20 protein-coding genes are annotated in these 25,134 nt (G+C 50.0%); 4 read left to right on the top strand and 16 right to left on the bottom strand.

The genetic code is table 11. The features are described 5' to 3' along the window. Positions 1–19: 19 nt before the first annotated feature. The 5 genes from EJL91_RS19265 to EJL91_RS19245 all read right to left on the bottom strand — a co-directional run bounded on the left by EJL91_RS19265 (position 20) and on the right by EJL91_RS19245 (position 10,735). Positions 20–3,808, bottom strand: coding sequence for a peptidase A26 (locus EJL91_RS19265; RefSeq protein WP_125143576.1), 3,789 nt, complete (start codon positions 3,806–3,808; stop codon positions 20–22). 18 nt (positions 3,809–3,826) lie between these two features. Further along, entirely contained in the window at positions 3,827–5,842 is a 2,016-nt protein-coding gene (locus EJL91_RS19260; protein WP_125143575.1) for a hypothetical protein, read from the bottom strand. A 585-nt stretch (positions 5,843–6,427) separates the two neighbouring features. Next, positions 6,428–8,506, bottom strand: a complete 2,079-nt coding sequence (locus EJL91_RS19255; protein WP_243125479.1) for an ABC transporter ATP-binding protein — start codon at positions 8,504–8,506, stop codon at positions 6,428–6,430. Beyond that, complete coding sequence (locus tag EJL91_RS19250) at positions 8,506–10,266, bottom strand: ABC transporter ATP-binding protein (protein WP_125143574.1); 1,761 nt, start codon at positions 10,264–10,266, stop codon at positions 8,506–8,508. Before EJL91_RS19250 ends, EJL91_RS19255 begins: the two co-directional genes overlap by 1 nt. 28 nt (positions 10,267–10,294) lie before the next feature. Beyond that, on the bottom strand, positions 10,295–10,735 hold the full coding sequence (locus EJL91_RS19245; protein ID WP_125143573.1) for a MarR family winged helix-turn-helix transcriptional regulator: 441 nt from the start codon (positions 10,733–10,735) through the stop codon (positions 10,295–10,297). A 221-nt stretch (positions 10,736–10,956) separates the two neighbouring features. Between EJL91_RS19245 and EJL91_RS19240 the strand changes: the two genes are divergently transcribed. Continuing rightward, positions 10,957–11,838: a LysR family transcriptional regulator gene (locus EJL91_RS19240; protein ID WP_125143572.1), complete on the top strand. Its 882-nt coding sequence runs from the start codon at positions 10,957–10,959 to the stop codon at positions 11,836–11,838. Between the two features lie 192 nt (positions 11,839–12,030). Here EJL91_RS19240 and EJL91_RS19235 read toward each other — a convergent pair whose 3' ends face one another. The 7 genes from EJL91_RS19235 to EJL91_RS19210 all read right to left on the bottom strand — a co-directional run bounded on the left by EJL91_RS19235 (position 12,031) and on the right by EJL91_RS19210 (position 18,668). After that, positions 12,031–12,717 carry a CatA-like O-acetyltransferase gene (locus tag EJL91_RS19235; protein ID WP_125143571.1) on the bottom strand — a complete coding sequence of 229 codons (687 nt, stop codon included), beginning with the start codon at positions 12,715–12,717 and terminating at the stop codon, positions 12,031–12,033. Between the two features lie 43 nt (positions 12,718–12,760). Beyond that, positions 12,761–12,883, bottom strand: a complete 123-nt coding sequence (locus EJL91_RS25180) for a hypothetical protein (RefSeq protein WP_279230054.1) — start codon at positions 12,881–12,883, stop codon at positions 12,761–12,763. Positions 12,884–12,995: 112 nt separating this feature from the next. After that, complete coding sequence (locus tag EJL91_RS19230) at positions 12,996–14,450, bottom strand: 4Fe-4S dicluster domain-containing protein (RefSeq protein ID WP_125143570.1); 1,455 nt, start codon at positions 14,448–14,450, stop codon at positions 12,996–12,998. A 14-nt stretch (positions 14,451–14,464) separates the two neighbouring features. Then, entirely contained in the window at positions 14,465–15,643 is a 1,179-nt protein-coding gene (locus EJL91_RS19225; RefSeq protein WP_125143569.1) for a SpoIIE family protein phosphatase, read from the bottom strand. Next, positions 15,643–17,358, bottom strand: a complete 1,716-nt coding sequence (locus EJL91_RS19220; RefSeq protein WP_125143568.1) for a [Fe-Fe] hydrogenase large subunit C-terminal domain-containing protein — start codon at positions 17,356–17,358, stop codon at positions 15,643–15,645. Before EJL91_RS19220 ends, EJL91_RS19225 begins: the two co-directional genes overlap by 1 nt. 13 nt (positions 17,359–17,371) lie before the next feature. Continuing rightward, the gene (locus EJL91_RS19215) at positions 17,372–17,614 is read right to left on the bottom strand and encodes a (2Fe-2S) ferredoxin domain-containing protein (protein WP_125143567.1); all 243 of its coding nucleotides are present in this window, start codon (positions 17,612–17,614) and stop codon (positions 17,372–17,374) included. A 346-nt stretch (positions 17,615–17,960) separates the two neighbouring features. Further along, positions 17,961–18,668, bottom strand: a complete 708-nt coding sequence (locus tag EJL91_RS19210) for a hypothetical protein (RefSeq protein WP_125143566.1) — start codon at positions 18,666–18,668, stop codon at positions 17,961–17,963. Positions 18,669–18,878: 210 nt separating this feature from the next. Here EJL91_RS19210 and EJL91_RS19205 point away from each other — a divergent pair, with 210 nt between their 5' ends. Both EJL91_RS19205 and EJL91_RS19200 read left to right on the top strand, forming a co-directional pair. Next, positions 18,879–19,355: a LytTR family DNA-binding domain-containing protein gene (locus EJL91_RS19205; protein ID WP_125143565.1), complete on the top strand. Its 477-nt coding sequence runs from the start codon at positions 18,879–18,881 to the stop codon at positions 19,353–19,355. Then, the gene (locus tag EJL91_RS19200; protein WP_125143564.1) at positions 19,342–19,779 is read left to right on the top strand and encodes a DUF6608 family protein; all 438 of its coding nucleotides are present in this window, start codon (positions 19,342–19,344) and stop codon (positions 19,777–19,779) included. The genes EJL91_RS19205 and EJL91_RS19200 overlap by 14 nt, the downstream gene beginning before the upstream one ends. A gap of 103 nt (positions 19,780–19,882) precedes the next feature. Here EJL91_RS19200 and EJL91_RS19195 read toward each other — a convergent pair whose 3' ends face one another. The 4 genes from EJL91_RS19195 to EJL91_RS19180 all read right to left on the bottom strand — a co-directional run bounded on the left by EJL91_RS19195 (position 19,883) and on the right by EJL91_RS19180 (position 24,022). After that, positions 19,883–20,965, bottom strand: a complete 1,083-nt coding sequence (locus EJL91_RS19195; RefSeq protein ID WP_125143563.1) for a TRAP transporter substrate-binding protein — start codon at positions 20,963–20,965, stop codon at positions 19,883–19,885. Positions 20,966–21,337: 372 nt separating this feature from the next. After that, on the bottom strand, positions 21,338–22,420 hold the full coding sequence (locus EJL91_RS19190; RefSeq protein ID WP_125143562.1) for a TRAP transporter substrate-binding protein: 1,083 nt from the start codon (positions 22,418–22,420) through the stop codon (positions 21,338–21,340). Between the two features lie 29 nt (positions 22,421–22,449). Continuing rightward, positions 22,450–23,205, bottom strand: coding sequence for an SDR family NAD(P)-dependent oxidoreductase (locus EJL91_RS19185; protein WP_125143561.1), 756 nt, complete (start codon positions 23,203–23,205; stop codon positions 22,450–22,452). Next, positions 23,192–24,022 (bottom strand): sugar phosphate isomerase/epimerase family protein, encoded by an 831-nt coding sequence (locus tag EJL91_RS19180; protein ID WP_125143560.1) that lies wholly within the window; start codon positions 24,020–24,022, stop codon positions 23,192–23,194. Before EJL91_RS19180 ends, EJL91_RS19185 begins: the two co-directional genes overlap by 14 nt. 185 nt (positions 24,023–24,207) lie before the next feature. Between EJL91_RS19180 and EJL91_RS19175 the strand changes: the two genes are divergently transcribed. Further along, positions 24,208–25,116 carry a LysR family transcriptional regulator gene (locus EJL91_RS19175; RefSeq protein ID WP_125143559.1) on the top strand — a complete coding sequence of 303 codons (909 nt, stop codon included), beginning with the start codon at positions 24,208–24,210 and terminating at the stop codon, positions 25,114–25,116. Positions 25,117–25,134: the final 18 nt, after the last annotated feature.

The following is a 25,134-nucleotide window of genomic DNA, read 5'->3' as shown; positions in this document are numbered from 1 at the left end:
CCGGCCTGGACAGCTCTGTTTACCGGTTGTTCTCCCTGATCTGGACGGTTCCGTTTACCGTCCACTCGCCCTTCTCATTGACACTCTTCCCGTCAGGCGTTGTTCTGCTGCGGTACATCGCGCCTCTGGTGCCGTCCGATATTGAATTGAAACAGAAGGAGCGTTCTTTCCCATCCGAACCGGCAATCCACTGCCATCCCGTCACCATGCGGCCCTGTGTTCCATCTGGGAACGGCCATAAATAATACGTGTTTCCATCCGTATCGGCATACCATCCTGTTACCATATGGCCGGTTTCATCAAACCGGAACCAGTCCGTGCCGCTCTGTTCCCCGCCCGCGTATGGGTTGTGGACATAAGCCCACTCGTTATGGTAGGTTCTGCCGCCGGCCGTAAATGCCCAAAGGCCGTCTGCCGTATTTACCCAGGTTCCAACAACACTACCCGCCGGAGCTGCCGTCCCCGCCGCCGGACCGTTACCGGCAGGACCCACGCCTCCGTCCGGGCTGACGCCGGAGGAGGAACCTCCCCCCGATGAGCTTCCGCCGCCGGACGAGCCTTTGCCTCCGGAGCTGTAAGTATTGTCGGTCAGCTTATATTTAAATGTAACGTCACAGAGTGCTTTAAATCCTCCGTCTTCCGCCGCTGCGGTGATGACTGCCGTATGCCCTGCTTCGTAGGGATGCGTTTGATTAGCTTCGTGAATCCATTTGGCGTCCGTATTTACCGTCACGGTTCCATCCCCGTTTATCTCCAGCGAATCGTCGGAAACGGTAAAACGGTATTCCCTGTTAAATGCCTGCTCCGGGTACACGGTGACTTTGAGCTTTCTCGCCCCGTTGCCCGTCCAGGTAATGACGGGATTACTGCGGTTTCCGCTCTTTACGCAGCCCAGGTCAAAACTCAGACTCTCAGGAACGGCCGATATCCCTTCTGCATAAACCGTTGTCTGATCATCGGTGACAAAATGAATTACGGCATTGCAGACCGCGGTCCTTCGGCTGCCAAGCATATCGTCGGCCGTCACGGTCACTCCGGCATTCCTGCTTCCGGAACCGTTCAAAACTGCATATGGGTCATTTGCATGAATACCGTCATCCGATTTTATGATATCCTGAATCCACTTTGCCTCTTTCCTGGCCGACACACTTGCCGATTTATTCTCTCCGTCGACGCTTAGTAAAGATGGGTCGTCAACCGACCAGGAAATATCTTTTTTATCAAAGAAGTCAGGTGTAAATGAGGCAGTCAGGTTCTGCGGAGGCGTTACCCGGATGTTTTCATCCGGCTTCCTCCGGTCTCCGCTCAGAGCCCGCGTAACGGTAAAGGAAAGTTCCTCTTTATCCAGGGCGGCTCCCTCATTTCCTACATAAGTTTTATCCTTCACCTGAAAGGTGACGTTGAGCCGGCAATTGCCGGTACAGGGTTTCCCTTCAAAACTGGCCGCCGGTCTGGTGGAGGCGGTCAGGATAGCAACGCCTCCGTTTTGATGTCCGGCTCCGAAAATAGTGTCGGGGAGTGGATAACGGTAATTCTTTTCCGCCTGCTCTTTCTCCAGTTTCCTGATTGTATCCGTAAAAAATGAGGCATTGATATTCAGACGGATGGTGGCGCTCTTTTTGGTATACCCTTCTGCATCCTCGTCATCATTCGCAGCGAGAAGAATTAAGTCCGGATCATCTACCGACCATTTTACGGAATTATCGGCAACATCATTATTCGCATCCACAACGGCCTGGATTTGAACCGGCTGGATCTGCGTACCCTGTTGAAGTTCGCCGTTGATATAGCTTGCAATCAGCTTTCCGCTCTGATCGGTCACCTTTGTAATTTTGGCCGGGTCCTTACGGTTTCCGGTGCGTTCTTCCACCACATGGATGCTGAAAATGGAAGGGAGTACGGCTACCTTCACCGCAACCTTCTTATATTCTGCTTTTACCTGCGTATCTTCAGCCGGCATTGTGAAAATGTACTCCCCGCCGCTCCTGTATACCGTATCGGTTTCTCTGCCGTTTTTTATGTAGGTCGGCACCCCTTCCATCTGGAATTTTGCCTCCTCCGTGTCTTTCGGCGAGGTGGTAACCGTAACACTCCTTCCCGGGGCAATGGCTCCCCTGTTTTCTTTATCAATGGTGCGGTAATAGCTGCCGTTCCCCCGGACTTCCAGCAGCGCCGCATCATAATAATTAATTCCGGAAGATACCGTGTCGATTCTGGGAACCGACACCAGATATCCCCTGGTCGGCCGCCCTGCGTCGTTCGGCGCAAAGTGGTCAAGGGAATATCCTGCTTCCTCTGCACCGGCTCCTCCATGATCCCGATCGAGAATGGAGAGGATTCCCTCCTCCAGCAGCTCATAATAATACCGATCGGATATGTCCTTTGACACGCCCCCCTGTACGAGGGAGCAGTACAAGTCCCCGGAATGGGAATAACCGACTCTGCTTGAATACGTATATTCGTTATCATCCGGTATCTCACTTCCGCACACATTAAAACCGATCTTTTCTTCCGAATCTGAGAAGAGATAGCCGATATCCGTTCCCCAGCGGTAGTAATCCCCCGGCTCGCGGTGGCCGATAAAGAGCCCTCTGTGGCCGGCTGTCCCGGTTCCCGATAAGCCGATTGTTCCCTCGAATCTGGCTACTTTCAAATGGCCGGACGCATACTGGCCTGTAATACCCCCTACAATCTTTGAGCCGACACCCCCGATAGTGCCTGATACATAGCTGTTATAAATATCCGTTCCATTCTGGAAACCGGCTATACCGCCAACCACAGCGTCCCTCCCCTGTATCCGGGCCGTATCGTTGTCCCCTGTCTCGACGCGGCAGTCCACAATACTGCTTCCCGCCGCTTTCCCGGCAATTCCTCCGACACAGGCTGCCCTTTGGCCGCCCGTATCCAGGGTAACATTAGCCGTACAATTCTCGATCACCGAATCGGAAAGAACCGTTCCCTCTATCGAGCCTGCAATGCCTCCGGCCGTACCTGCCGCGGACACACTGCCATTTACCATGCAGTCCGTGATTTTGGAATTCTTTGCGCTTCCTGCAAGAATTGCAGTCTGCTCCCCGCCATATACGGTCTTTCCCGGTTTCAGCGTCAGGTTTTTGATTGTGGCGTCTTCCACCGCTCCAAAGAAACCGACATGGTTCCACGATGTATTGTTCAGCTTAAAGTTGGATACCGTCTTCCCGTTCCCATCGAAATGTCCGCAGAACTTACCTGCCACATCCCCCGCCAGCTCCGAGGAATCCCGGTAAAAACCGATCGGGTTCCAGTCCATGCCTCCCAGATCGATGTGGTTCATTAGTCTGAAGTATTTTCCATCATAGGAACCGATTATATCATTGCCGCCCTCCCCGGCCTGGACTCTCATTCCCATTGCGGCAAGCTGTGAAAGGCCCATAAGCTGGCTTTTATTTTTAATCTGGTACGGTTTTTGCTCCGAACCATCCCCAAAATTCCCGTTCAGAAAAGAAAAATCACCTCCCCATCCATCCCATATATCTCCAAGTGAACTGACTCCTGCTGCAAATAACGCAACAGAAACCGATGCCGGTATTTCACTGCCCGAAGCCATACTGCTTCCTGAAGCGGCAAATACATCTTCTCCGTAAAGTTCACTCCCCGTACCGGCCTGTCTCCCGTACGGCCTCTGTTCCTGTCCGGCTGCTCCGGCCAAATCTTCAAAAACAAAGCTGCCCGCAGACGCGGCTGCCGGCGCTGCCCCCGTAAGCAGCATAGCCGTGATAAGAACCGCGGATGTCAGGTTTCTTCCTCTTCTTCCCAGTCTCTTTTCCATTTTTTCTTCCTCCCGGATTTATTCCTGCGGCAGCGTAAAAGCCGGCCGTATGCCATACGTCTCACTTGACGTCTTTACTGTGTGAATGTTTCCCTTTACCAGATCGACCGTATAGATATCTTCACCGTAACAAAAATCTCCGTCATCTCCCTCCCTGTGAAACGGTGTCCTCAGATAATATCCCTGAGAATATGGACTTATCTGGCTCTCCGGCCCACCCTGAAAAGTACCGAACCGCCAAAGCGCTTCCCTGTATTTAAGCGCCTCCTCCATGGAAAGGCAGAAGAGGCGTCCCTGCATGAACTGATATCCAATGGGGTGACGCACCAGACGGCTGTCTTCTATCTGCTCCCGGGTTCCGGCTGCCGTACTTCCCGTGTACGCGGTGCTGACGCCGATGGAAACCGGCTCCAGATTGAAGCTGCTGTTTAAACTGTTTTGATCCAGCCATCTTTTCACATCGGATGTTTTGTAATTGTTATCCGCCCCGAATTTCAGTTTCTTCAAATTCCGGCTGTCGCTGTCCACATCCGCCGGGATTACGCTGTCACATAGAAACAGGGCTGATTTCCGGTGTCCATCCTGATTATCGCTGTAATCTTCATCAATACACCGGAACCGGTATAATTTCTTTCCGATCTCCCTCATCTGGATATCGCCCTTTTTCCACCATACCGGTTCGGCCTTCTCTTCGGTCTCCGGCTTTTTCAAAAGAATGAAGGGTCTTGCCCCAAAGGAGGTATTTCCGGCTGCCGCAGCCTGTATAAGCAGACCGTCGGAATTGACCGCATAGATACCGCCGTCCGTCAGGGTGCGCAGAAACCATTCTCCCTCCCCGCCGATGGAATCCTCATACCGCTCATACTCCTCTTTGGACAGCAGGCAAGCATAATCGTCCCTGCCGTCTCCATCCTCCCTTGCAATCGGCTGAAGGGCCGCCGCAACGGAACTGTTATTTGCAAAAGCCATGTTAAAATACTTTCTCAGCGGAGAACCGTTATAATCATTCTCTGCAAAACAGACTCCCGTGATTTCTTCCCCCAGGTTCTCTTCGGCCAGGTACATCATCATCCCCGTTCCGTTATAGTCCGTATCCAGGCAACGGAACGCAAGCGGGATGTCCCCGTTTTTTGTCCTGATAACAGTTCGGATCGAATCGCCCACCGTCTGCTCAAAAGCCCGTTTTCCACAAAGATCGCAGAGAGAGTCTCCGTCCGTATCGCAGTGCCCTGGAGCTGGCAGTGATACGGTCTCCTCCGTCCTGCATTTCAGGCATCGGCAGACCTCACGGCCATATTCCAGACAGCCGCTAGCTATCGTTTCCACTACCTCCCATTCGTGGGCACAGCTTTCCGGACGCCAGTTTCTGCGTACTCCAATGCGCAGCACTGTATACTTCTCCTTGTCAACCAGGAATGTTTCTTCCATCACGGCAGAATATTCCGCATCAAAGTTTGTACCGATCACAAGCGTCTGAGGTACATAATTTTGGCCAATCATGTAAAAATAATGCCATTCCCCGTCCCGGATCATGGAAATCAGATTCGTAATCCGGCTGTTATTCCGCGAATCATTATCCACCGTCAGAGCAGGATCCCGGTTTTCCTCCGGTGACTGTCCGGTAATATCACAGTCGGCCTTCCAGGCTTTCTGGAGCCATCCCTCAAGTTTTGCTTTGCCATCCGCATCCGGCTTGTCCGGTTCCATTACCTTATCCCCCTGTTTATATTCGATGTAATACTTATGGGTTCCGGCCTGGTACAGGGTAAATCCCTGCGGGCTGGCAGCCTCCGATTTCCAGATATGCCCATCCGATCCGATAATCTGTTCCGGAAAGGATACATTCAGCGTTGTTCCTTCCGGAACGGATCCCTGCTGCATGATAAATATCTCCGTATCATAGTTGTCGGCATCCACAAAAGAAACCGTGTATTTTATCTCCCCTTCCCCCTTCGCAGAGGCAAGCGCCACCCTCCCTGCCGACAATACGGCGAAGGCTGTGCAAAATACTACAATGAATATTTCTTTTTTCACAACTTTCCTCCCTCCTTTTTTAGATAAACTGCTTTTTAATGAACTGCTTTTTGATAAATTGCTTTTTAATACGCATCGTGCAACTGCTTAGAATGCGCCTGTGTCCAGTGCTGATTTGCCGCTTGACTCCATGTCAGAGGGAATACCGCTTCCTCCCCACCGTCACAAAAACAGGATGCCAGACACTAAAACACCGGAATGAAATAAAACCTCAAACCATCTGTAATAAAAAACTGAATGGAATAAAAAAGAAACTTTAAAGAACCGGAATGAACCCAAAAGAGCAATCCAGGAATTTAAAAAGAGCACAATTGAATTTAAGAAAATAAAAAAGAACTTTTGCCTGAAACAAAAATTTCAAAATACACTCAAGATAAAAAACTGCGAACTAAAAAAAGCATTCAAACCTCTCAAATAATACAAAACCTAAAGAAATTATGCCGGAATGTCGGCAATGATAAACGGCTTCGCAGTCTGACTTTCTGCCCGCCTTAGAAAAATAGACTTCTGATAATACTGAATATAATTTTGATTTGCACCGCCATATTGTTTTATGGGGTTCTTATAATCTAACACAAATCCATTTTATTTGCAAGATCTGTTTTTATAAAAGTGAAATACGAAAAGTGAAATACAGTAAGCCGTACATTCACCGTTTTCGATGAAATCAAAGAATATCCATCCCTTGAAACGGTAATGCAAATGCCGGGAACCGAAGTCCATACGTCCTCTGGTTCCCAGCTTCTCTTTCGTCTGCATTCCCGTGGAAACTCTTTCCCCCGCCTCTTCAAAATTCCCGGTATAAAGCTGAAAGTATTTCCCTTTCTTTTCAATCAGTTCCTCATGGGAACCTCTCTCGATAATTCTTCCCTGCTCCATAACCATGATACAGTCGGAGTTTCTGATTGTGGACAGCCTGTGGGCAATGACAAATGTGGTGCGTCCCTTCATCAGGGCATCCATACCGTCCTGCACCAGCGCCTCCGTCCTTGTATCGATGGACGAAGTCGCCTCATCCAGAATAAGGACGGGCGGATCCGCAACCGCAGCCCTGGCAATGGCAAGGAGCTGTCTCTGGCCCTGGCTTAAGCTTCCTCCATCCCCGGTGAGCACCGTCTGGTAACCGTCCGGGAGACGGCAGATAAAACTGTCCGCATTAGCCAGCTTCGCCGCCCTGACGCACTCCTCATCGGTGGCGTTCAATTTTCCATAACGGATATTGTCCATGACGGTACCCGTAAACAGATGAGTGTCCTGAAGCACGATTCCCATCGAATGCCTCAGCGCCGGTTTCTTAATCTTATTGATATTGATTCCGTCATACCGGATCTTTCCGTCCTGTATATCATAGAACCGGTTGATCAGGTTGGTAATCGTAGTCTTTCCCGCTCCGGTAGAACCTACAAAGGCAATCTTCTGTCCCGGTTCAGCAAACATTTTGATATTGTGGAGCACCATTTTTGAATCGTCATATCCAAAGTCAACATCATCAAAGACAACGCCTCCCTCCAGTTTTTTATAGGTGACCGTACCTTCCGCCTTATGAGGATGCTTCCAGGCCCAGACACCGGTTCTCTCCTGTGTTTCTTCCAGCGAGCCGTCTTCCAGCTCCTTTACGTTTACAAATTCCACATAACCGTTATCTTCCTCCGATTCCTCATCCATCAGTTCAAAAACCCTGTCTGCACCGGCTGCGGCCATGACGATCGAGTTCATCTGCTGGCTGATTTGGGTGATTGGCTGTGTAAAGTTCTTATTCAGTCCCACAAAAGCAATGATCGTACCGATGGTAATGCCGCCGACTCCGTTTAAGGCAAGCAGAGCGCCGGCCACGGCACAGAACACATAGCTTAAGTTTCCGATATTTGAATTTACCGGCATGAGAAGATTGGCATAACGGTTGGCTTTATCCGCACTGCCGCGCAGTTTATCATTGATCTTTCGGAAATCCTCTCTTGCCTTTTCCTCATGGCAGAATACCTTCACTACCTTCTGCCCGTCCATCATCTCCTCAATAAATCCGTCCACTGCGCCCAGATCCCGCTGCTGTTCACCGAAATGGACTGCCGACAGCCCGGAAAGCTTTTTCGTCGCCAGAAGCATCACAACGGCCATGACAAATGTGAGAAGGGCCAGCGGCACATTTAAAAACAGCATGGAAACCGCCGTCGCAACCAGGGTGACGGCCGAATTGACCACCTGCGGCACGCTCTGGCTCATCAACTGGCGCAGCGTGTCAACGTCGTTGGTGTACACGGACATGATATCGCCGTGGGAATGAGTGTCAAAATACCGGACCGGCAGGGACTCCATCTTCCGGAACAATTCCTCGCGGAGGCGTTTCATCGTACCCTGGCTGACGGTGACCATAATACGGTTGTATCCGTAGGCGGTAAAAAGGCCGATCAGATAGAGAAGAGCCAGGCCGGAAAGCGCTGCAAAAAGCGGTGAGAAATCGGGTGCCGTCTGCCCCAGCATCGGCTGGATGTAATCATCCACCAGAGACTGTACAAATACCATGCCCTTTAAACTGGCCGCAGCGGAAACGATGATGCAGGCCAATACGGCCAGAAATGCTGCCTTATAGTTTGTAACCATATATTGAATGACCCGTTTGAGAATCCTCATGGACTCTCCGGCTTTATTAGTCCTGTTTCTTTCCATCACGCCGCACCTCCCTTTCCTGTTCCGGGCTGGTCGAAATCTCCCCCGCCCTTATTCTGTGATTCATAAATTTCCCGATAGATTTCATTCGTTTCAAGCAGTTCCTCATGAGTACCAAAACCATTAATTTTTCCGTCGTCCAGCACAAGGATTCTGTCGGCATGGCTGACGCTTGAAATACGCTGGGCAATAATGAGCTTTGTGGTTCCCGGAATCACCCTCGCAAATGCGTCCCGTATCCTGGCATCCGTCGCCGTATCCACCGCGCTTGTGGAATCGTCCAGAATCAGAATTCTGGGTTTTTTAAGGAGCGCCCTTGCAATACAGAGCCTCTGTTTCTGTCCGCCCGAAACATTGACGCCTCCCCGCTCAATATACGTATCGTATTTCCCGGGCAGACGCTCTATAAATTCGTCGGCACAGGCAGCCCGGCATGCCTCCCGGCACTCTTCTTCCGTCGCCTCCCCGTTACCCCAACGCAGGTTTTCCAGAATCGTTCCCGAAAAAAGGACATTTTTCTGAAGAACCACGGACACTGCATCACGCAGCTTTTCCAGATCGTACTGTCTCACATCATGTCCCCCGACAGACACAGAGCCGCCGTCCACGTCGTAGAGACGGCTGATCAGATTGACAAGACTGGATTTTCCGCTTCCCGTACTTCCGATGATTCCAATCGTTTCCCCGGAATTGATATGAAGGTCAATTCCCGACAGGGCCTTTTTTCCGCTCCCTTTCCTGTAGGAAAAAGTTACGCCGTCAAAATGGATACTGCCGTCTTTTACTTCCTCCAGAGGATTTTCCGGGTTGCGGATGTCGGGTTCCTCCTTAAACACTTCCTCAATCCTCCTGATACTGGCGGCGCTCATCGTGAGCATGACAAATACCATGGAAAGCATCATTAAGGACATCATAATCGACATTGTATAACTGAAAAGAGAGGTCAGTTCCCCGCTGCTCATGGTGCCGACCACGATAAATCTGGCGCCAAACCAGGAGATTGCGATAATGCAGCCGTAGACAACAAGCATCATAGCAGGGTTGTTAAGCGCCAGCAGGCCCTCGGCTTTGACGAACAGCCTGCGAAGGTTTTCCGCCGCTTTAGAAAATTTTCTGTTTTCGTAGTCCTCCCTGACATAAGCTTTTACAACGCGGATACCCGATACGTTTTCCTGGACTCCCGCATTTAAATCGTCATATTTTCTGAACACGACATCAAATACCTTTCGTGCCGCCATCATGATGCCTCCCAGGACGCAGCCAAGAAACAGGATGGCACAGAGGAAAACCATGCTCAGCTTCGGGCTTATCATGAAAGACATCGCCATGCTGCATATAAGCATCAGCGGGGAACGGACCGCAATTCTGATGCACATCTGGTATGCATTCTGGATGTTGGTCACATCCGTGGTCATACGGGTTACCAGACTGGCCGTGCTGAATCTGTCAATGTTGGAAAATGAATACGTCTGGATTTTATCATAAATACCCTGCCTTAAATTGCAGGCCAGGCCCGAAGATGCGCTGGCCGCATATTTGCCGGCCATAGCCCCCGATACCAGGCTGACGGCCGCCATGGCAACCATGATTCCGCCGTAGAAATATACCTTATTCATATCTCCGCCCTGAATGCCCTCATCGATGATAAGCGCTGTGATGAAAGGCAGCATCACCTCCATAATGACCTCCAAAGCCGTAAACAGGGGCGTCAGGATGGAATCTTTCTTATACTGTTTCAGCTGTCCTAAAATTGTTCTCATATTTTAAATCATCTCCTTCTCACTTTCTTCATATTTTGTACGTCCGCAGGTTCCGTTCCAGTTTTTTGAAGCATTCAAACATCTTTTTCTCTTCCTCATCCGTTACATCTCTCAGAAGTTCCCGCTCCATGCTCTTTATTCTAATATCCAGCACCGCCTTCACGCCGGCCCCCTTAGGGGTTGCCAGAATCATCTTCTGCCTGTCATCATGCGGGCAATTTTCAAACTGTATATATCCCTTCTGTCTGAGCTTTTTCAGCAGATTGGAAACGGTAGGCCGGGCAATGCCAAAGTTCCTGTGGATTTCAGCCGAACAGATTGCCGTTTCCTGATGCTGCAGCACATAAATCAGGACTGCTCCCTGGGATGCCGTCAGCCCCAGATCTTCCAGGAGTCCGTTTATCACACCTTCCAGCTCCAGATTTACTTTTTTCAGATTCCAGAGCAGCAGGCTCTCTCTCTGTTCCATTCTCTCACCTCACCACATTTGTTCGCTTGCTAACAATTACCTTCCTTATATTTATAACTCCATTATCATTGAATGTGAAATTCAAATATGTTATAATCTATAAATAATTTTTATTGATATATATTAAAACTATTTTTAACTTTGTCCGATTCCCGGCATCAGTAAAGACTTTTCCATCAACATCAGATATCAAATTTTATGGGACAACAGGGAGGATTTATATGAATACGGTACAGCTTGAATGCTTTATGGCAGTCGCAGAATATCTCAACTTTTCCAGAGCCGCGGAAGTCTTGAAGATCACTCAGCCGGCCGTCAGCCATCAGATTACTTCGCTGGAGGATGAACTGGGAACAAAACTGTTTGCCAGGACCAGCAAAAGTGTGAGCCTGACCCATGCCGGGTTTATGTTTATCGAAGATGCCTCCGGGATCTTAAAAATCGCCGCCACCGCTAAAAGCAGGCTGGGAACGGGGGCGAAAGAATTCCAGGCCCTGAACATCGGCTGTCATAACCAGTCTGAACTCGATCTTCTGCCCCCTGTCATCGCAAAAATGCTCAGTACATTCCCCGCGCTCCACCCCTCCATCAAGCAAATTCCGTTCAAATCCATGGCAAATCTACTGGATGAGGGACGGCTTCACGCGATGTTTGCCTTCCGCCACGAAGAGTCCAAAAAGCCTCTTGGTTTTTTCCATGAGCTGAGCAAACGGCCGATTGCCTGCGTATGCACTGCGGACCACCCTTTCGCGGGCCACAGTTCCCTGGCGCTGGACGAACTTAAGGGACCGATGCTCATCTGTGAGCCGCACAGACTGCCCTCCCCGGTCCTGCAAATCCAGGTGCGTGCATCCTCCACTCTCCACCCGTCCGACCTCTTTTTCGTGGACGGATACGAAGCCACCCTCGCTATGGTAAAATCAGGGCTGGGGTTTTCCCTGCTTCCCGATTATCCGGGCCGAAAAGACAACGGGCTCCGTTATATACCGGTAAGCGGCGCGGCTTCGCTCAGCTTTGGGGTGTATTATAAAAGTCTGGCAGGAAATCATGTATTAAAGGAATTTATAAGATTACTGGATTTGGAATATAAAACGTTAGAGTGATAAGATTGGAAGCCGACCTTTTTTCAAATTGCGATACGGAACTTTTCCATACCGCAAAAGGAGTCCGGCACGCCGGACTCCTCAACTATCTGTGTTCATAAATTAAATCAACAATACCATTGTAATTTTTTGTACCTGCCAATTTCAATTCTATCTCATTTTTTGTTTCGCCGAACAGACGGATCCCTTTCCCTAAAATTGCCTCCTAATCCGATTTTGCTGCCACATCCACTCTTCCGGATGATCCATCTTTTTCTGTAACTCATCAAAGAACACCTTCAAATGATAACCGTCCGTCGTGGCGTGATGAACCGTAACGGACAGGGGCATAACCGACCGGCCGCCATTCTTTTCCGTAAATCCTCCCGCTTCAAAACTGGGAAGATAATAATCTTTTATCCCATGGTTATGCAGTGAAAAACTGTTGAACGTAAACCATGGAATGCAAGAAATGATATAGGCGTTGGACGGCGGCGCCCCTTTGGAACTCAGAATTCCATGGCTCCCGCCGTGTTGCTCCGTGTCTTCCAGATACCGTCTGTGAAACTCCGGAAAACTGTCACTGTATTCCGTCCATAGCAGCGAAGTTGTATTGTCGTCGCTGTGAAACTGAGGATAGGCCGGGGTCAGAGAATTCCAGTATCCTAAAACTCCATCCTTCACGGCCACCCTCAGTTCCTTCTGCTTTGCAGCCGCTCCGGTCACCAGATAGAGATAGGCCGGAAAAAACTTATATCCGCCCGCCTTTAAGGCCTTCCTCATAACCGTCACGTCCATGTCCACATTAATGGTATAGCTGGTCGGCGCCATCTGGGTATAGTAATAAAAAGCCTGCGCCATAGGCCACGTCTGCATATCGATTGGCTGGAAATCACTCATTGTCTTCCCTCTCTTTTCCCTGCTGTTTTTTCCTGATTCAGTTCTAATCATATCTATGAACCGGGATTATTACAATCGACGCTCCGTTGACTTGTAAAGCGGTTCCCTGATGCGCGTGTATATAGTGTCTCCATTCTTTCATCCGGGCAATCAGTTCTTCATCCATTTACACCTCCTGACGGCGTAAAGGCAGCCCCAAACAAATCCGCCGTACTGCGCCTGTTTGGGGCTGCCTTTATTCTATTTCTCACTAAAAGTTTTCAACCGTTTTCCTAGCATCAATGTCTGTGCATCGAGAACGATTCCATCTTATACTGTTTCAGATTCTCGTTCACCTGTCTTGCATCGGCCTCGGCTATCAGTTTATCTCTCGATTTCTTTGCCTCGTTCTCCGCTTTATGGCTGCTTGGTCCGCCGACACAGCCGCCCACGCAGGCCATACCCTCGACGAAGTCCTCCGGCAGCCTTCCCATTTTCAGGAGAAGGAGGGCTTTCTTGCACTCTGCCGCTCCGTTGCATTTTGCGACCTTGATATCCGTGTTTTCGTCCATTTCTTTCAGGCACTCAAGCACGGCGGCTGTAACGCCTCCGCCGTTGCCGAAGCGTTTTCCAAATACGCTGGCCTGCTGGTTTACATTCTCCTCCGGTTCGAGAACCACGTCTTTTGCACGGAGCATGGCGCGGATTTCGCCGTAGGTCATCGCATAATCGGCATTACCCTGGATGTTCAGATCCAGTGTCTCGCTCTTCTTTGCAATACACGGTCCGATAAATACGGTGACAATCTCAGGATCCTCCGCTTTCAGCATTCTGGAAACGCCGCACATCGGAGACACGGTAGTGGACATATTGTCTAGAAGTTCCGGGTAGTGCTGTTTAATCATATTTACAAACGCCGGGCAGCAGGAGGTGGTCAGCTTCTTGCCCTCTTTATAAGCCTCGGCCCACTCGGCAGCCTCGGCTGAGGCCGTCATGTCGCCGCCCAGACCAACCTCAATCATATCGGCAAAACCGACTTTTTTGAGAGCCGTTCTCCAGCTTTCAAAGGTGATATCGGGACCGAACTGGCCTTCCGTGGCGGGCGCCAGCATAGCGACCACTTTCTTTCCCGCATTAATCAGGCGGATCACATCTACCATAAATGTCTTGGAACCAATCGCACCGAACGGACAGCTGTGGATACAGGCGCCGCACTGGATGCATTTCTTCTCATCGATCACGCAGATACCGTACTCATCGTAAGTGATGGCGTCCACCGGGCATACCTTCTTACAGGGACGCTCTAAGTGGGCGATGGCGTTATATGGGCAGGCCGTTGCGCATTTGCCGCACTCACGGCATTTGTCCGGGTCGATAAACGCTTTGTTGTTGCCCATTGTGATTGCTCCGAAGGGGCAGGAATTCTGGCAGGCTTTACCCATACATTTACGGCAGTTGTCCGTAACCGTATAGGAGGCGATCGGACACTCCTCACAGGCTGCATTAATGACCTGTACGACGTTATTCGTATTTCTTCCCGTCGGGCATTTGCCCTCTGCCAGGCGCACCCTCTGCCTGATTACTTCTCTCTCTTTATAAATACAGCAGCGGTAATGTGCCTGGGGTCCCGGAATCATCTTTCCCGGAAGTTCATCCCTCTTGTCATCCACCAGCTGATCTTCCCATGCCAGCTTCGCTACCTCGTAAAGTACATCATGCTTTAACTTCAGTATTGTCGCGTCATTTGTTACCATTTTACGTATCCTCCTTAATAGTAAGTAACCGTAACTCTTTTTCCCATTTTTTCGACTGCCGTCATAAGCTGCCTCACCAGGTTCTGCCGGATTCCCAGGTCAAAGGGAAGTCCCGGATTCTGGTAAGCGCTGTTGATCGCTTTTCCCACATAGAGTTGAAGCTCCGTACAGTCCTCTATCAGAATTTTCGCAAGCATGGACGCTCCGTTACTTTTGTCCAGCTCTTTGAAAAAGTCATAGCTCAAATCTTTCTTTTCCACAAATCGGTTCAGGATATCGACGACACGGCTCAGGGTCAGGACGCCCTCGGTGACCAGGTCAATTCCCTCCATATAGGCAATCGGCGGGATTTCCGGATCCGTGTAGTCCATTGAAACTTTTAACGGCCTTCCAAGCTCCCTCGACAGGATGGTTGCGCTCGTTCCTCCCGAAACAATACGCGATGCCGTCTCATCTTTCATAAATTCCCGGATAATTCTCTCATCATCGTCCCGGTCCACCGGCGGTCCGGTCATCAGGTGCACCGGCCTTCTGTCAATAATCTGCATGACAGCCACCGTGGTGTCGTCTCCCGGCTTTTCCTCATAAAGCTTGTTGCACTCTTCGCAGATTGCCGCCGCCAGACGGATGGAGGAAATCGGCCTCTCCCTCTGCACTGCCGCAAACTGCGCGATATCCTTCCACGGCCATCCGAAGGTCATGGATTTGCCCACTCCCGCATGGATGGTGCCGTCGCTCATCAGAATCAGCGCATCGCCCTTTTTTACAGTAAAACGGAATTCATTAATCTCTTTGTCCTTGATCACTTTCGTGTTCTTCGGAATCTGTACGACCTCCCCGTCGCGGATAAAAATACAGCGCGGGTTGTCGTATTCCACCAGATAGGCCTCTCCGTTATTGAAAACCTGGAGAATGGAAAACGTGGCATATGCAACCTGCCTGATCTGGCAGATCGGAAGTGTCTGGACTATGGTTTCCACGCACTCTTCCAGGGCGGCCCCGTTTAAAAACATTGTTCCCAGGATTTTGGCCGTCAGTGTGGAAAGGATGTTGGCCTTTACGCCGCTCCCCATCCCGTCTGCCAGTATCATTACATCGGAATCTTCTGTTTTTAAAAGTTCCACCGTGTCTCCGCACAGAATCTCGGAATACTTATTCAGACTCTTATAAGTGACATCTACGGTAATTCCCATTATCGGACCTCACTTTCGTTCCCATCGTCAATCAAAGAACAAAGTTTAGTAAGCGTCGTTTTCGTCTCTGCAGTGGTTTCACCCAGAAGCCCGGCGATTTCCTGGGCTACCATCATCTGTTTATAGATTACTTTCTGGGCAAGTTCAATTGTGGCTTTACGTTTCTCGTATTCCTGCTGCTCCTGTTTCTCCTCCCGCGATACGTCGATAAACGTCGCGATTACCAGATTCCCCTTGGAAATATAGGCAATATTCTGGATGGTTGCCAGGTTTAGCTCAGGATAGACCACTTTTTTGCTGTGGATGCTTGTGTGGGTCCTGAATACCTCCTCCACGTCCTCCGTATCAATAAATTCTCCTAAAAGGTGTCCCTTCATCTCTTTGCGCTTCAGGCTGAAATATTTCTCCGACGCAGCGGAACATTCCAGGATTTTCATATCTTCATCAATAATCATGATAATATTCGGCGAAGTCTCCATCACCAGATGGGACATCGACCTTGCCCTGTCATAGAGGTAAGGGATGCACATGTTGAGTTCCGCCTTCTTCTGGCAGACGGCAATCGCCTTATCGCGGCAGGTCGGATAACCGCAGGCTCCGCAGTTTAATTCCTGCTCCGGCCTGTTTTTGCCCGTCTTCTTAAGGATTTCCCGGATTTCCTCCTCGGTCGGCATAATCTCCTTCATGGCCCTGTTTTTAAAGGTTCGGGCAATAGGAACCTTCCTTGCATTTTCATTCAGGGCGGACAAATCTGCCGCCTCCTTCGGAAGCATCTCCTCCAGATCCAGCTTCACTTTGAAACTGGAAACCGTGGCCGCCGTGGCAGGCCCGTTGATGCAGCCGCCGTGGCAGGCGTTCATCTCGATGAAACAGCCCTCCACTTCCCCTGTCGTCATAGCTTCGCAGACATCCAGGCAGTCCTTCACACCGCTGACATAAAACTTGCGGTACTTATCGTGGCCCTGCTTGGTTGCCTCCACCGACGTGAGCAGTCCTCCGCTGATCGGATAGCGCAGATTGGCTCCCAGATGGCGCTCGTCGAAACCGGTGTCCTCACATTCATTTATCGTAATTCCTTCATCCTCCAGCCATTCCTTCAGCTCCTCAAAGGTGAGGACGGCGTCGGGCCTGACTGCTCTCATCTTCTCTTTCTCTGCGACACAGGGGCCGGCAAACACAATGCGGGCCTCCTCCCCATACTCTTCCTTCAGCATTCTCGTATGGATGCCCGAAGGAATCAGCACCGGGGCCAGATCGTCAATCAGCTCGGGATAATGGATTTCTATCAGGTTCACTATGCTGGGACAGGCCGTTGTGATGATATTCTTCATCTCGCCCTTTTCCAGCAGTTTTACATATTCTCCGGTCGCCATCGCAGCGGCCTCGGCCGTATCCCGCACATCCGTGAATCCCAGCTTCGTGAACGCCGATTTCACCTGTCCCCTCGTCCTGTAGTGAAACAGGCCGATATAGGCCGAGGAAAGCGACAGAATCACCGGTTTATCCTCAATGAGGAACTGCTTCACCTTATCCAGCTCGCTAGACATCTTCTTCGCCGACTGCGGGCAGCTTATCAGGCACTGGCCGCAGAGAATACAGCGGTTCGGCATAATGTAGGCATGGCCGTCACGGATCATAATGGATTTTACTTCACAGTCGCGGACGCATTTATAACAGTGCTTGCACATTGCGGCTTTGAAATCAATTATCGGCATCTTATTCTCCCTCTTATTTAAGCCGTCCTAAAATCTCTTTTTCAAAAAATTCTTCCGTCGTCTCCGGTTTTACGGAATATAATTCTCCGTCCACCGTCACACAGACTCCTTTCAGACAATTGCCTGAACAAAAATCTCCGTTCAAATCCACCTGGCCGTCCAGCTTGTTGTCACTGACAAGCTGCTGAAGTTTCTTAATCACTTCTCTGGAGCCCTTCAGATGACAGGCACTTCCGATACAGATCGATACTCTCATGCTTAAACCTCCCTGAATTTCTGTTTCTTTTACATTTATCACCAGGACCGTTTCCGTCCTTTTCGTTTCCCTTCCGTCGGCTGCACGGGACCCCTTTCCTTCCGCTGAAAAAGCTGTCGTTTTGTGCCGCCTTCCGGCTGTATTCATTATCTCATATTGTGATATTATTATCAATCGTTTCCGCTATGTTTTCTTGTATTTTTTTAAGGGCATTCCCTGAGTTTGCCACGATTTTTCACTAATTTTCGGAACTTTTAACAGTTTCTTTACAAAAAGGCAATTCCCTCACCGCTGTCAAAAAAAGACGCCGTAAAACCGGCACCGGCCGGGTTACAGCGTCTCCTTTTTAAATAACAAAAATTGCCGCAACCGTATGATAAGCGGGAATCAGCCTGCGGTCCGCGGCCAGATAAGAAAGATTAAAAAACACCGAGAGCAGAATACAGAAAACGGCCGTCTCCCAGTCCTTGGTCAGTCCATGGAGCATGCCCCAGGTCATGGCGCAAAATATCCCGCCCCATAAAACGCTGCGGGTCCTGCGAAAAGGAAACAGAAGTTCTCCCGCCTGCTGCCCAAAGACAACCAGAAACAGGATGATGACGGATTCAAACAGATAATAGAGGTGCTGCAAAAGAAACGCCGCCGTTCCCGCCCTCCCGTACTGCTTCAGAAAATAGTGCAGCTCGGAAAGCGGTTTTAACCGCAGGCTCATTCCGGGCATATCGAGTGACATGAACAGAATCCCGGCCGCCGCAATGAGAACAAGCATGAAAATGCGGGAGCCGGAAAGACGTTTCACGTTGTTTTTTGAATCGGGCAGCAGCTCCTTTTCCTTTGCCAGTCCGCAGAGCGCCATGCTGCCGCACCCCCACACGGTACAGATCACGATAAAATGAAGACAGTGCTGCCAAACGGTCATACCGGTTGTCATGATATCCTGATAGAGAACATGTTCAAGATAAAACACCGCAACATCCATACACAGGATCAGAATAAAAAGCAGCCCCAGACCAATGCAGGCCAGTCCCTTTTTGATATTTCTTTTCGAATTCAACCTGATTCCTCCTTTTCATAAAAACGCCCGTCGGTTTCACTGACCGGTCCGTTACATACAGTATAGAGACTTTTCCCATTCTGCGTATGTAACTTGGAACCGGATTTCCGTAACCTGACCGAATCCGGTAGAAAAAAGGGAAACCTGTGATATGATAGAAAGGCGCTGTATGATGCAGTTAACAGGAAGAGAAAGGAAACCAACGGGACTATGAAGGTTATAATACATCAGAACGCCGGGCTCTCTGAAAATTATGCGGAAATCCACTGTTCGGAGGAGAATGCGGAAATCACTTGGGCCGCCAGAATCTTAAGCGCCGTTGACCGCCGTCTTTCCGGAACGGCCGGCGGGGTGGAAAAACAGCTTGCTCCTGCAGACATCTTTTATTTTGAATCGGTTGACAAAAAAACGTTCGCCTATCTGGAAAGCAGTGTCTGGGAAGTTGGGATTTCACTCAGGGAGGCCGAGGAACGTTTTGCCGGACTGGGATTTGTGCGGATTAACAAATCAACGGTCGTCAACCTCTACCGAATCGACGCCATCCAAAACGATTTTGAGATGCGTGTCATCGCCCGCCTGGAAAATAACGAAACGCTCGTAATTAACCGCCACTATAAGAAAAACTTCCGTGACCGTCTGGAAGAGATCAAAGAAAAACTGATGGGAGGAACCAATGAAGCTTATTAATAAAGAAAACTTTTTTTCGGTCTATTGTCAGGTATTTACAGTTGTGGGGCTTTTCGCAACCTTGGTCGATATCTTCTCTTACCGTGAAGTGAATTTTACCCAGTTTAATATTCTCGCCATTGCGGCGGGAAGCCTGGTCGGCGTCGTGATTCTGTCCCAGTCCTACCGGCTTAATCACCTTTCGCCGTTAAAAGTGATTCTCCTGGAATATTTTGTAGCCGCGGCCTGCATGATGGCGCTTACCTGGTGCACCAGTCTCTGGGAACCGGTGCACCCCCACGGTTATCTCGATATGCTCACCACCTTTTCCCTCCCCTATCTGGGCGGTTCCCTGTTCTACATGCACCGCCTGAAACAGGAAGTGAAAAAGCAGAATCAGGATATCCAGATGATACGCCGACTGCATGGTGAGAAAAAGCAGTAACCGTTTCATGCACAGCCTCCAGGCATAAAAGGAGCTGCAAAATGGCACAAACACAATAGTGTTTCATGTCATTTTGCAGCTCTTTCCCGTTATCCGTCCGCTATTATTCCGTCTCCGATTCCATTTCCAGGCTATTCTGTAAAACGGTTCCCAGTCCGCCTGCATAACCATCAATCTCTTTATAGAGTTTCTTCACACTGTCAAGCTCCAGAATTTCGTCGAAAAACCCGGTATCATAATTGATAATTGTCATTCCTTTATCCGTCAGTAACTTCTTATTCGTTTCGTCGATTTCCAGCATCACGGGACGCATCTCCGCAAGCGCTTCATCCACCGCCTGATTCAGCGCTTCCTGATATTCCGGCGCAAGCCCGTCATAAGCCTCCTTGTTGATGCATATTTGATTTGCATATAAAATATGGTTTGTGCAGGCCAATACTTTCTGGATCTCGTACAGATTCGCTCCTACTATCGTATCAGCCGCATTTTCCTCGGCATCAATAATGCCGGACTGGAGTGCAAAGTAGACCTCCGACCATGCGAGGGGCGTCGGCTCCGCACCGATCGCCGTCCAGAACGCCATATGGTTGGAATTGCCCATCGTTCTGATTTGCATCCCCTTAAAATCGGCAAGCTTGTTGAGATCCCGGTCCGCGGTCGTCAGACGGTAGGTCGCATTTTGCAGAATTCCCAGCAGATGTAATTTTGCCTCTTCATAGCCCGATGACAGCTTCTGGTGAAACTCGGAATCTCCGCTGTTAAACACGGCGTCAATGGTATCACCGTCGTACTTTGCAAAAACCATAGGGAGATCTAACGCCGCCAGGCTCGGGACGAATGGTACGACCGGGGCCGTCTGGGAAACCATTACCTGAACATCATTATACTGCATCTGGCGCACCAGCTCCTCGTCATTGCCGAGTTCTCCATTGTGGAAAAGATCGATGGTGAGCTTTCCGCCTGTAATACGGTCCACATTTTCCGCTACTTTTTCAAAAAAAAGCTGCCCGGCCGCTCCCTTTGAAATAGAATCGGCGCCAATCAGTTCCACCGGTTCCAAATCCTCAAATCCCGGCGTCCCCTTAATCTCCTGTTCCGTACCGGTTTCCACACCGCCGCAGGCCGTAATCGACACTGCCATTGCCGCTGCAAGCGCGGCTCCCATAAAACTGCGAATTCTTCTCATCTATATTCTCCTCCCGTCGGATTTTTATTACGATTCAGAGATTTTCACACTTTCTATAATCTGTTCTGTTTGTACCCGACCATTATGCCGATATTATAGTGTATGTAGTTCGGAAATACCAATGGTGAATTTTCATGCAATACCACTAAAATTCGCATAGATTTCTGTAAATTTTAACTTTTTCTTTGCACAGGCATCTAAATATATCATAAGAATCCGCAAAAAGCCGTTTAGTATATTTGAAAGTACTCCAAACAGCGAAAAGTACGCTTCGCGGACTTTTCATTGCCACTCAACAAAAAAGAGCCGCAAAATGGCACAAACACAATGGTGTTTCATGTCATTTTGCAGCTCTTTCCCGTTATCCGTCCGCTATTTTTCCCGTTTTGATTCCGTCTCCAGGCTATCCTGTAAAATACTTCCGAGGCCGTCCACGGATGCATCTATCCCCTTATAAAGCTGTTTCACACTGTCGAGCGCCAGCACCTCATCGAAAAACGCTTCGTCATATGTGATAATTCTCATTCCGTGTTCTTCAAGGGTCTTCCTGTTTGTCTCGTCAATCTCCAGAAGCATCCGGCGCATGTCGGCATTCGCTTCATCCACGGCCTGTTTAAGCGCCTGCCGGTATTCCGGCGCCAGCTCCTCATAAGCCTTCTGGGTAATGCATATCTGGTTTGCATAGAGGATATGGTTTGTGCAGGCCAGAACCTTCTGGATTTCATACAGGTTCGCCCCCACTATAGTATCCGCTGCATTTTCCTGGGCATCCACGGTGCCGGACTGCAGCGCAAAGTAGACTTCGGACCACGCAAGAGGCGTCGGTTCCGCTCCGATGGCGGTCCAGAATGCCATATGGTTGGAATTGCCCATTGTGCGGATTTGCAGCCCCTTAAAATCCTTGAGTGTGGACAAATCCCGGTTTGCGGTGGTCAGGCGGTACGTTGCATTCTGCATGATGCCCAGCAGATGCAGGCCCGATTTCTCATAGCTTTCGGACAGTTTCCGGTGGAAATCGCTGTTCTCCCCGTTGAACACGGCGTCGATTGTGCCGCCGTCATATTTTGCAAAAACCATCGGCAGATCCAGGGCCGCAAGCTCCGGGACGAAAGAGACGGCGGGCGCTGTCTGGGACACCGTCAGGTGAATGTCGTTAAACCGCATCTGACGGAAAATCTCCTCGTCATTGCCAAGTTCCCCGTTGTGGAATAGATCCAGGGTCAGTTTTCCCCCGGTAATCCGGTCCACGTTCTCGGCTACTTTTTGAAAAAATATCTGTCCGGCCGCCCCTTTGGCATTAGCATCCGCGCCGATCAGAACCACCTGATCCAGATGTTCAAATCCCGGCGCTCCAACAACCGTCTCCTCCTGAAACAATTCCCCGCCGCAGGCCGAAAGCGACAGCGCCATCCCCACCGCCAGTAAGGCCCCCATAATAACACCCTTTTTTTTCATCTGAATTCTCCTCCTGTACCTTACAAATATTAATATTGCAGCCCGCCGTTGACATCCAGTATTTCTCCGGTTGTCCAGGCCGCGTCATCGCTTCCGAGATAGGCAATCGCCGCCGCTATATCCTCCAGTTCCCCCAGCCGGGGGATCCGTACGCCCTCCGAAAGTTTTTGAATCTTATCCTGCGAAAGCGTTAAAAACATCCGTCCTTTGAGCGGCCCCGGCGCCACGCTGTTAACCGTAATGTTCCACGGCCCCAGCTCATAGCCGAGAAGCTGTGTCATTCCCACTACCGCCGCCTTGGACGCCGCATAGTTGACTCCTACGCCGGGACGTCCCGTTCTGCCGCCAAGGGAAGATATCAGGACAATTCTACCATACTTTTGTCTTTTCATCACCGGAACTACCGATTTTGCCGAATGAAAAACTCCTGTCAGATTGATATTTATCACATCCTGCCAGTCCTTCTCGCTCATTTCATCAATTGGGCAGTGGCGGACTATGCCGGCCGTCGCCACCAGCACGTCGAGTTTTCCGAATTCCTTCACCGTAAAATCGGCGGCTTTCACGCAGTCTTCATAGTCGCACACATTACCCCTGATCACCTTTATCCTGTTGTCCTCAAAACCGTCTTCCATCAGTTTCTTTTTTGTTTCCGTCAGGCCCTCTTCCGATAAATCCGTAAGTACAACCCTGGCGCCCTCTGACAGCAGCCGTTTTGCCGCAGCAGCCGCGATGTCACCTGCTCCCCCTGTGATTAAAACAACTTTCTCATCAAATCGGTTCATTTTCATCCTCCCTCATACATCTCTCTGCCCATTTAAGCGCCTGCCCCGCATACGCCTCGTATCCCATCTGTGCAACACGTTTTAAATTTGGTATCTCAAGTCCCCGGATGACATTCCGGTTGGGAATATTCATGATAATGTCACGAATCGGTACTGCCCCTTCTCCCGGATACAGCCGTTCGGCACGCCCCGTATGTACCAGACTCTCCCGATCCTCCGGAATTTCCTTACCGGCGTCGCACAGATGCGCACAGACAAACCATTCCGGCGGCAGCTCCGGCAGCTCGTTTATATTAACCCGGGAGCGGTAAAAATGCAGGGTATCCACAATAATGCCGACGTTTTTCTTGCCCGAAGCCAGAAGCAGTTCCTTTGTCTCCTGCAGATTCTTCACGCTGGACCAGGTAACAAATTCCACGTTGACGGTGATCCCGTAATTTTCCGCCAAATCGCAGAGCTCACAGAACTTTTCCGTATAATATGCCTTGTCATCGGTCCAGATGTTGGATAAGACATGGCGTACGCCAAGCTCGGACGCCGCCGCCAGGCACGGTTCATATTTCCTGATATCGACACCGTCATAAATCCTGGTATTCTCGATCCCGTCTATCTCAATCCCGGTCTCCCGGACGGCCTGTTTTATTTCCGAAAAAAGTTTCCTGTCCTTTGCAATATCAAACGTCTTTTCTCCCTCCACGCCCATCGGTATCGTCCGGAGCGCGACGGAATCATAGCCGGTCCGGGCCGCAATCCGAATCATCTCCGGCGGCGGACAGGTAATATCGGTCAGATGTACGAGCTGATATTTTGTTTTCATTGTTATATCCCTCTTTTCTCTATCTTCTTAAGGTTAAAACTTCACCTTCCCCGCGGCTTTGTGATATACTATGAACACTTGGTCAGGTACTTCCAGACCCAGTGAACATCATACCTGCGCATACCGGTTTCCGCATCCACTGCTAAAATCCGGGCGCTGATTTAATCCAAAGCGGAGGAAGGAAAATGAATCTTCAACAACTGCGTTATTTCCAGACGATTGCGGAACTGGAGAGCTACACAAAAGCATCCCATAAGCTGCTGATTGCACAGCCGAGCCTCAGCCACTCCATTGCCGATCTGGAAGCCGAACTTAATGCACCTCTCTTTTACAAGATTGGCCGCGGCATCAGGATTACGGAATACGGCGAACGTTTCCTGATCCATGTCAATAAAATTCTGAGTGAACTCGATCTTGCAACTTCGGAAATACACAGCATGAGAAATTCCAACAGCGGTAAAATCCGTATGGCTGTCGGCTACACGCTCCAGAGCCATTTCATTCCGGATATGATAAGCAGTTTCCATCAGAACCCGGAAAACCATCTGGTCCAGTTCGAGTTTATCGAGCAGCACGCAGCCATGATGGAAAATGCGTTTCACCAGAAAATAATCGACCTGGGCTTTGGCGCCAGGATTCCCGGCGATAAGATTGAATTTTACCATCTGTATGATGAGGAGCTGATCGCGATTGTACCGAACAGTCATCCTCTTTCACGCGCCGGACGCGTTACGCTGTCCCGTCTGCTTGAAGAACCGCTGATTTCCTACACCCGCAACTGCGGTACCCGTTACTGTCTCGACGGAATATTTGAGCGGTTTCATCTCACTCCCCATATTCTGCAGGAGGCGGAAAATGAGAAGATGATTGCCGCCGCCGTTTCCTCCGGCCTGGGAGTGGGAATTATCCCACACGTTCCCGAGCTGCAGGTTTTAAATGTAACCCCGTTGGTTCTCGAATCGTCGTCGCTCAGCCGCCCCCTCTATCTATGCTGGCCCAAAAACGAGATCCTGCCGCCGTTTGTCCGCAACTTCAAAGACTATGTCATTGCCCGGATGGAGGAATCAGGAGGCTCGCATTCCAGTTCTTTCTGATGATCATCATAGCCCTAT

It is taken from the genome of Clostridium transplantifaecale, assembly GCF_900626075.1.
Lineage (GTDB): Bacteria > Bacillota > Clostridia > Lachnospirales > Lachnospiraceae > Otoolea > Otoolea transplantifaecalis.
Note: the sequence above shows the minus strand (reverse complement) of the source record. Positions and strands in the feature narration are given on the sequence as shown.